This is a genomic window from Aquaspirillum serpens DSM 68 (genome assembly GCF_000420525.1).
Classification (GTDB): Bacteria; Pseudomonadota; Gammaproteobacteria; order Burkholderiales; family Aquaspirillaceae; genus Aquaspirillum; species Aquaspirillum serpens.
Window position 1 is genome coordinate 1 of sequence record NZ_ATVC01000087.1, and the last position, 7,874, is coordinate 7,874.

The 7,874-nt window shown below is 48.3% G+C and carries 9 protein-coding genes; 4 read left to right on the forward strand and 5 right to left on the reverse strand.

What is annotated here, in order from left to right:
- The 3 genes from G465_RS14695 to bfr form a co-directional block, all read left to right on the forward strand.
- Positions 1–210 (forward strand): zinc ribbon domain-containing protein (locus G465_RS14695; protein WP_040399756.1); only part of this gene is annotated, 210 nt, incomplete at its 5' end.
- A 281-nt stretch (positions 211–491) separates the two neighbouring features.
- Positions 492–698 carry a bacterioferritin-associated ferredoxin gene (locus G465_RS0112155; protein ID WP_022654721.1) on the forward strand — a complete coding sequence of 69 codons (207 nt, stop codon included), beginning with the start codon at positions 492–494 and terminating at the stop codon, positions 696–698.
- 131 nt (positions 699–829) lie between these two features.
- Entirely contained in the window at positions 830–1,300 is a 471-nt protein-coding gene (gene bfr / locus G465_RS0112160) for a bacterioferritin (protein WP_022654722.1), read from the forward strand.
- Between the two features lie 68 nt (positions 1,301–1,368).
- Here bfr and dnaJ read toward each other — a convergent pair whose 3' ends face one another.
- The 3 genes from dnaJ to grpE form a co-directional block, all read right to left on the reverse strand.
- Complete coding sequence (gene dnaJ, locus G465_RS0112165; RefSeq protein WP_022654723.1) at positions 1,369–2,502, reverse strand: molecular chaperone DnaJ; 1,134 nt, start codon at positions 2,500–2,502, stop codon at positions 1,369–1,371.
- A gap of 84 nt (positions 2,503–2,586) precedes the next feature.
- Positions 2,587–4,515 carry a molecular chaperone DnaK gene (gene dnaK / locus G465_RS0112170; RefSeq protein ID WP_022654724.1) on the reverse strand — a complete coding sequence of 643 codons (1,929 nt, stop codon included), beginning with the start codon at positions 4,513–4,515 and terminating at the stop codon, positions 2,587–2,589.
- A 128-nt stretch (positions 4,516–4,643) separates the two neighbouring features.
- Positions 4,644–5,195, reverse strand: coding sequence for a nucleotide exchange factor GrpE (gene grpE / locus G465_RS14700; RefSeq protein ID WP_022654725.1), 552 nt, complete (start codon positions 5,193–5,195; stop codon positions 4,644–4,646).
- 502 nt (positions 5,196–5,697) lie between these two features.
- Between grpE and aceA the strand changes: the two genes are divergently transcribed.
- Positions 5,698–6,996, forward strand: coding sequence for an isocitrate lyase (gene aceA, locus G465_RS0112180; protein WP_022654726.1), 1,299 nt, complete (start codon positions 5,698–5,700; stop codon positions 6,994–6,996).
- A 90-nt stretch (positions 6,997–7,086) separates the two neighbouring features.
- On the opposite strand, the gene G465_RS0112185 is transcribed toward aceA, so the two are convergent.
- Positions 7,087–7,473: a SirB2 family protein gene (locus tag G465_RS0112185; protein WP_022654727.1), complete on the reverse strand. Its 387-nt coding sequence runs from the start codon at positions 7,471–7,473 to the stop codon at positions 7,087–7,089.
- 3 nt (positions 7,474–7,476) lie between these two features.
- A partial coding sequence (locus G465_RS0112190) for a PD-(D/E)XK nuclease domain-containing protein (protein WP_027405447.1) occupies positions 7,477–7,874 on the reverse strand: 398 nt, incomplete at its 5' end.

A 7,874-nucleotide genomic window follows, 5' to 3' on the forward strand; every position in this document is an offset into this window, starting at 1 on the left:
TACAAACTAGCGTGGAACGGTGGTCATCTCATTGCTGTACCACCACAAAACACGAGCCGTACTTGCCCAAGTTGTGGCCATATCTCGGCTGAAAACCGCCAAACACAAGCGCAGTTTCAATGTGTGCAATGCGGCTATGAAAACCACGCCGATGTCGTCGGTGCGATCAATGTTCTAAAACGCGGCCAAGCGATTTTAGCTGCCGCATAAGTCACAAAAAGGGTAGGACATACCCAGTTCGCCTGTGAAGTGAGTGGTGCAGCAAGACCGCCAGCAGCAGGAACCCACCGAAGCGACTTTGGCCTGTGTCTAGACCAAAGCGCCGTAGGAATCCCCGCTCTTTAGGGCGGGGAGGATGTCAAACGCTGAACGCCATCGCACACCGGCAGCCAGCACACACAATGTGCCATCAAAGTAATTGACATCGATTCTCAAATAAACCACAATGCAGTTGATATTGTTTCTCATCTCTAATTTTTGAGGGCCGCATCATGTATGTTTGTTTGTGTCATGGTGTTACAGATCATCAAATCCGTGCTGCCGTTACCGAAGGCCACGCCACACGCCTGCGCGATCTCAACCGGTGCCTTGGGGTTGCTTCAGAATGCGGTGCCTGTGCACGCTGCGCTCATGAAATTTTGCAAGACACACTGGCCAACCAACACAACACCGCCAAAGCCTTGCCTGTCGCCGCCTAATTCTCGTTTTAGTGGTTATTTCTCAACTTGCCTTTCATGCCGGCATAAACGGAAAATTTTAGCGTGAGCCTAGCTTTTGCCTGCAATAACGAATAACCTTAACAGGTGAATCCCTGTTAGGAGGTCGTGTGATGCAAGGCGATAAAAAAGTACTTAAGTTCTTAAATCAGATTCTGAAAAACGAACTGACAGCCATCAATCAGTATTTCTTACATGCCCGTATGTATAAAAACTGGGGCTTAAAAAAACTAAACGAGCATGAATATCATGAATCCATCGATGAAATGAAACATGCCGATAAAATTATCGAACGTATTTTGTTTCTCGAAGGCCTGCCTAACTTGCAAGACTTGGGCAAGTTGTATATCGGTGAGAATACTGCAGAAATGCTGGCCTGTGATCTCAAACTCGAGAATGAAGCTATTCCATTACTGCGCGAAGCCATCGCCCACTGCGAGCATGTCAAAGACTATGTCACGCGTGACTTATTAGAAGACATTCTCGAAAGCGAAGAAGAACATCTCGATTGGCTGGAAACACAGTTAGAACTGATCGATAAGATCGGCTTACAAAACTATCTGCAAAGCCAGATGGATGAATAATTTCATTAGCTAGTCACAAAAAACCCCGCTTATCACGGGGTTTTTTGTTGCCTGAATATTGCGTTTAATTACTCAAAGAATTCACGCAATTTATCCATAAATGACTTGGCACGCGGATTGTGTTTCGCACTATCGCCTTGGCTAATCGCTTCAAATTCACGCAATAGCTCTTTTTGCCGCTCGGTTAATTTAACGGGGGTTTCTACTACCACATGGCACATTAAATCACCATAGGTTGTGCCACGAACCGCTTTAATCCCTTTGCCGCGTAAGCGGAACACCTGTGCCGATTGTGTTTCTGGCGGGATTTTGAGCTTGGCAGCACCATCGAGGGTTGGGATTTCAATTTCGCCACCCAACGCTGCTGTGGAAAAGCTGATTGGCATCTCACAATGCAAATCTTGTCCTTCACGCTGGAAAACCGCATGTGGCTTGATGTGCGCCACCACGTAAAGATCGCCGTGAGGCCCACCATTGACCCCCGGTTCACCTTCACCCGCTAAGCGAATACGATCACCTTCATCAATCCCTGCCGGAATTTTGACGTTCAAGGTTTTGTGTTTTTTCACTCGGCCAGAACCATGACACGCTGAGCAAGGCTCAGGAATCACCTTGCCAGTACCATGACACGTTGGGCAAGTTTGCTGGATCGAGAAAAAGCCCTGCTGCATCCGCACTTGGCCGTGACCACCGCAGGTGGAACAGGTTTGTGCCTGTGTCCCCGGTTTAGCCCCACTGCCGTTGCAGGTGTCGCATGTTTCGACAGCCGGAATCCGAATCTGTTTTTCACAGCCTTTGGCTGCTTCTTCCAGCGAAATTTCCATGTTGTAACGCAGGTCTGCACCACGATAGACATTACTGCGTCCACCGCCGCTGCGCCCGCCTCCGCCAAAGATATCACCAAAGATATCAGCAAAGGCATCACCAAAGCCACCAAACCCTGCGCCGCCACCGCCACCAAAGCCACCAGCTTGTGGGTCAACCCCAGCATGGCCATACTGATCATAAGCGGCACGCTTTTGACTGTCAGAGAGAATTTCATAAGCCTCTTTGACTTCTTTAAATTTCTCTTCTGCTTCTTTACTGTCCGGATTGCGGTCCGGATGGTATTTCATCGCCAGTTTGCGATAGGCTTTTTTAATTTCATCATCAGCGGCATCACGGTTGATACCAAGGATGTCGTAAAAGTCTCGTTTGCTCATAGGGGGTGTGGGACGCGAAAGAGTTCAAGAAAAAGGAAGGAACGGCCCGTCATCCGACAAACCGTTCCCTCCCGATGACGCGTCTTACTTGTCTTTTTTCACTTCTTCAAATTCGGCATCAACAACATTGCCATCTTCTTTTTTATCAGCCTTCGCGCCACCTTCGGGCTGAGCCGCACCGGCTTCAGCTTGCGCCTGAGCATACATGATTTCGCCCAGTTTTTGGCTCGCAGTCATCAACGCCTCAGATTTCGCGTCAATTTGTGCCTTATCATCGCTCTTAACGGCTTCTTCAGCTTCTTTGATTGCGCTTTCGATTTTGGCTTTTTCATCGGAACCAATCTTATCGCCGTAATCAGTCAAAGATTTTTTCACCGAGTGGATTAAGCCTTCTGCTTGGTTCTTGGCTTGAACCAATTCGGCCAGTTTTTTATCTTCTTCCGCATTCAGCTCGGCATCTTTCACCATGCGTTGGATTTCGTCTTCCGACAAACCAGAGCTGGCTTGAATGGTGATTTTGTTTTCTTTGCCGGTCGCTTTATCTTTGGCCGAGACGTGCAAAATACCGTTCGCATCAATATCAAACGTCACTTCAATTTGTGGCATGCCACGTGGTGCAGGTGGAATGTCCGACAGATTAAACTGACCCAATGATTTGTTGGCGGCTGCACGCTCACGCTCACCTTGCAACACATGGATAGTCACTGCGTTTTGGTTGTCATCGGCAGTCGAGAATACTTGCGATGCTTTAGTGGGGATGGTGGTGTTCTTTTGAATCAACTTGGTCATCACACCGCCCAAGGTTTCAATCCCTAACGACAGTGGGGTTACGTCCAACAACAGCACGTCGGTACGATCACCAGACAACACCGAACCTTGAATCGCTGCACCCACGGCAACCGCTTCATCAGGGTTGACGTCTTTACGTGGGGCTTTGCCAAAGAAAGCTTCAACCGCTTCTTGGACTTTTGGCATCCGGCTTTGACCGCCAACCAAAATCACATCGTCAATATCCGATACCGACAAACCGGCATCTTTAATGGCGATTTTACATGGCTCCATCGAACGGGTGATCAGGTCTTCCACCAGCGTTTCGAATTTGGCGCGGGTAATCTTCATCGCCAAGTGTTTAGGGCCAGTTGCATCCATCGTGATATAGGGCAAGTTGATTTCGGTTTGTTGGGCCGAAGACAACTCAATCTTGGCTTTTTCTGCGGCTTCTTTCAAACGTTGCAAGGCCATCACATCGTTTTTCAGATCCACACCTGCTTCTTTTTTGAATTCATCAACGATGTAATCCATCAAGCGTTGGTCGAAATCTTCACCACCCAAGAAGGTGTCACCATTGGTTGCCAACACTTCAAATTGTTTTTCGCCATCGACATCAGCAATTTCGATAATCGACACGTCAAAAGTACCACCGCCCAAGTCATACACGGCAATTTTGCGGTCGCCTTTTTCGGATTTATCCATGCCAAAGGCCAAAGCAGCGGCAGTGGGTTCGTTGATAATCCGCTTCACTTCCAAACCAGCGATACGGCCGGCATCTTTGGTAGCTTGACGTTGGCTATCATTAAAGTACGCCGGCACCGTGATCACGGCTTCGGTCACTTCTTCGCCCAGATAGTCTTCTGCGGTTTTCTTCATCTTACGCAGCACTTCGGCGCTGATTTGTGGCGGAGCCATTTTCTTATCGCGCACCGAGACCCAAGCATCACCGTTGTCAGCTTTCACAATGCTGAAAGGCATCAGATCGATGTCTTTTTGGACTTCTTTTTCTTCAAACTTACGACCAATCAGACGCTTCACCGCATACAAAGTATTTTTTGGGTTGGTCACGGCTTGGCGTTTTGCCGGTGCACCCACCAAAATCTCGCCATCTTCCATATAAGCGATAATGGAAGGGGTTGTACGTGCGCCTTCGGCGTTCTCAATCACTTTTGGCTGACTGTTTTCAATCACTGCCACACAAGAGTTCGTTGTACCGAGGTCAATACCGATAATTTTTGCCATAATTTTTTTGTCCTTACTTTGTTTTTACGGCACCGATCGAAACAAATCGCTGCCGATATGTGAGTGTTAATGCTTGTTCTGCTAAATAGGGATGAGTGTTGCCGTTTCAAGAGAAACTTAATACAGGCTTAAGCACGCCCTTTGGACACCACCACCATAGCGGGACGCAAAACACGATCAACCAAGCGATACCCTTTTTGCATCACATGCACCACCGTATTCGGTTCTGCTTCATGTTCAATCATGCTGATCGCTTGATGTTGGTGAGGATTCAGTTTTTCACCCAATGGATGAATGGCGACTAAATTCACCTTTTCGAATGCACTGTTGAGCTGTTTCAAGGTCATATCGACCCCGACCTTCAGGGTGTCAAACTGACCGGACGTGTCGGATAAAGCCATCTCTAAGCTGTCATGCACCACCAATAGTTCACTGGCGAAACGGCTAATCGCATATTTATTGGCCGCTTGCACATCTTCAGCAGCGCGGCGGCGCACGTTTTCCATCTCGGCCCGCGCCCGCAAAAACTGATCGTTTAGCTCGGCAATTTTGGCTTCTAGTTCGGCAATCTGTTGCGCTTGATCATCGTTTGGCTGATTAAAACTCAAAGTCTCACCAGTCGCAGCGGACACTTCATCATTAGCAACAGGAATTGGATCGGGTTGTTCTGCTTGAGTCATAACACACCTTAATGAGTAAGAGGGTTCGATGATATCGATGTGGCGGCGATGATAGTCGTGGCAACAGTAGGGGTTTTCAAGAGCCTATGACATAAGGTTTAAAAAAATCTGGCTGGATAAATTGTGGGAGATGGGCTGGTTTTTCGTTTTTAACCGTAGAAGTTCGGAAAAACAAGCTAGCAGGTGTGCAAAATGACAGTTTTTATTTTGCATTTTTCACTATTGAACACCCCAAAAAAAACTCAGCATTTTTTTGTTGTGCGGTGCACACAGACGTTTTTTTTTATGCTCTAATCTTCCCCACAACACCGTTAAACCGGTGTGCACAGCAACGAATCACCTCGTCTGCTGCGCTGAGGTAAAGGCCAGACTCACTATCAGAGTCTGGCTTACACAGGGGTAATCCAACCCTGTGTTGCGTTCTTGTTTAGTGCAAGAGGCACACGTTAGGGCTTAGGCTCGCTTTAGCAACATTATTTTTTCTACACCTGAGGTTTTACACATGACAACTCGCGAACAACGTATCGCCGCTATTGAAAAAGATTGGGCCGAGAACCCACGCTGGGCCGGTATTAAGCGTGGCTACACTGCTGCTGACGTGGAGCGCCTGCGCGGCTCCTTCCCAGTGGAATACACTTTGGCTCGTCGCGGAGCTGAAAAACTGTGGAACCTGGTACACAACGAACCTTTCATCAACTGCTTGGGCGCATTGACCGGTGGTCAAGCCATGCAACAAGTGAAAGCTGGCATCAAAGCCATTTACCTGTCCGGCTGGCAAGTTGCTGCTGATAACAACAGCTACATGTCGATGTACCCAGACCAATCGCTGTACCCAGTGAACTCGGTGCCTGCAGTGGTTGAGCGTATCAACAACACCTTCAAACGTGCAGACGAAATTCAACACTCCAAAGGCGTTGATGCAGGTCAAGAAGGTTACATCGACTACTTCGCACCTATCGTTGCTGATGCTGAAGCCGGTTTCGGTGGCGTGTTGAATGCCTACGAATTGATGAAGTCCATGATCAAAGCCGGTGCTGCTGGCGTTCACTTCGAAGACCAATTGGCTTCGGTGAAAAAATGTGGTCACATGGGCGGTAAAGTGTTGGTGCCAACACAAGAAGCCGTGCAAAAACTGATCGCTGCTCGTCTGGCTTCCGACGTGTTGGGTGTTCCAACCCTGATCTTGGCTCGTACCGATGCTGAAGCAGCTGACTTGCTGACCTCTGACTACGATGAAAACGACAAACCATTCGTGACCGGTGAGCGCACCGCCGAAGGCTTCTACAAAACCAAAAAAGGTCTGGAACAAGCCATTTCCCGTGGTTTGGCTTATGCACCTTACGCCGACCTCATCTGGTGTGAAACAGGTACCCCAGATCTGGAATTTGCGCGTCAATTTGCAGAAGCAATCCACGCTAAATTCCCAGGCAAACTGTTGGCTTACAACTGCTCGCCTTCCTTCAACTGGAAGAAAAACTTGGACGATGCCACCATCGCCAAATTCCAGCGCGAACTGGGCGCAATGGGCTACAAATATCAGTTCATCACTTTGGCTGGTATTCACTCCATGTGGTACAACATGTTCGACTTGGCACAAGACTACGCACAACGTGGTATGTCCGCCTACGTCGAGAAGGTGCAAGAGCCAGAATTCGCTGCACGCGATCGTGGCTACACCTTCGTGTCGCACCAACAGGAAGTCGGCACTGGTTACTTCGACGATGTGACCACTGTCATCCAAGGCGGCCAATCCAGCGTGACCGCGCTGACCGGTTCGACCGAAGAAGAGCAATTCCACTAATCCCAACGCCGGTTTGAACCGGTGAATTAAGTGGGATGGACAGAAAACACCCCCGCCTAGCAATAGGTGGGGGTTGTTATTTTTGTGGGCTTAAAACCACGCTGATGGCGTTTTGTGGATAGCAACACCTATCAGATAGAGCACAACAGCTTGACCCAGAACAAAACAAACCAGTTGACTCGACTTTGTCTGAAGTCGCTTATAAGCCAAACTCGACAACACAATATAAACCAGCAAGGCAATTACTTTCGCTGTCAGCCACGCACTTTGCCCTGGCCATTGTTGCAATAACCAACACAACCCGAGAGCCGAGGATAACAACAGGGTATCGATAAGATGAGGCAACCAACGCAACCAGCGCATCTGGTTGAGTTTGACGGGTTGCAACCAACGCAATCCCATGCGATACCACATTAAGCCAATACTCAATGCAACAAAACTGAGATGGGCATGTTTCAACACTAAATAGACGTTCATCGATCAACCTAATAAATAATCACAAGCCACCACATTCCGCTGTTCACGGCTAAACTCAATCCCGATTAAGTGAATCGGTTCACCTCGGCTGCGGTATTTCTCGGCATAGCCTCGGTCTTGTAGTTGTTGTAAGGCTTTGCCTTGTGGGGTGGCTTCAACGACTTTGAATTCAAATAAATACACTTGCTGATTAAACAGCACTGCCATATCAATACGGCCTTTGTTGGTGATGTCTTCCAACCGGATGTCTAAGCCGAGGGCCGCGAAATAACTGTAGAACACGCTGGCGTAGTAGCCTTCGTATTGGGCAATGGCGTTGTTGCGTTGCCAATCGTAGGGAATGCTGGAAAATAGGCTATGGAATAGGGCTTCCATGCCAGCAAAGTCATTTTTCAGTAATA

Bases quoted from the DNA above. Each gene is read 5' to 3' on its own strand.
- grpE (WP_022654725.1), bottom strand. From the start codon at position 5,195: ATGACTCAAGCAGAACAACCCGATCCAATTCCTGTTGCTAATGATGAA.
- aceA (WP_022654726.1), top strand. From the start codon at position 5,698: ATGACAACTCGCGAACAACGTATCGCCGCTATTGAAAAAGATTGGGCC.
- G465_RS0112185 (WP_022654727.1), bottom strand. From the start codon at position 7,473: ATGAACGTCTATTTAGTGTTGAAACATGCCCATCTCAGTTTTGTTGCA.
- bfr (WP_022654722.1), top strand. From the start codon at position 830: ATGCAAGGCGATAAAAAAGTACTTAAGTTCTTAAATCAGATTCTGAAA.
- dnaJ (WP_022654723.1), bottom strand. From the start codon at position 2,502: ATGAGCAAACGAGACTTTTACGACATCCTTGGTATCAACCGTGATGCC.
- G465_RS0112155 (WP_022654721.1), top strand. From the start codon at position 492: ATGTATGTTTGTTTGTGTCATGGTGTTACAGATCATCAAATCCGTGCT.
- dnaK (WP_022654724.1), bottom strand. From the start codon at position 4,515: ATGGCAAAAATTATCGGTATTGACCTCGGTACAACGAACTCTTGTGTG.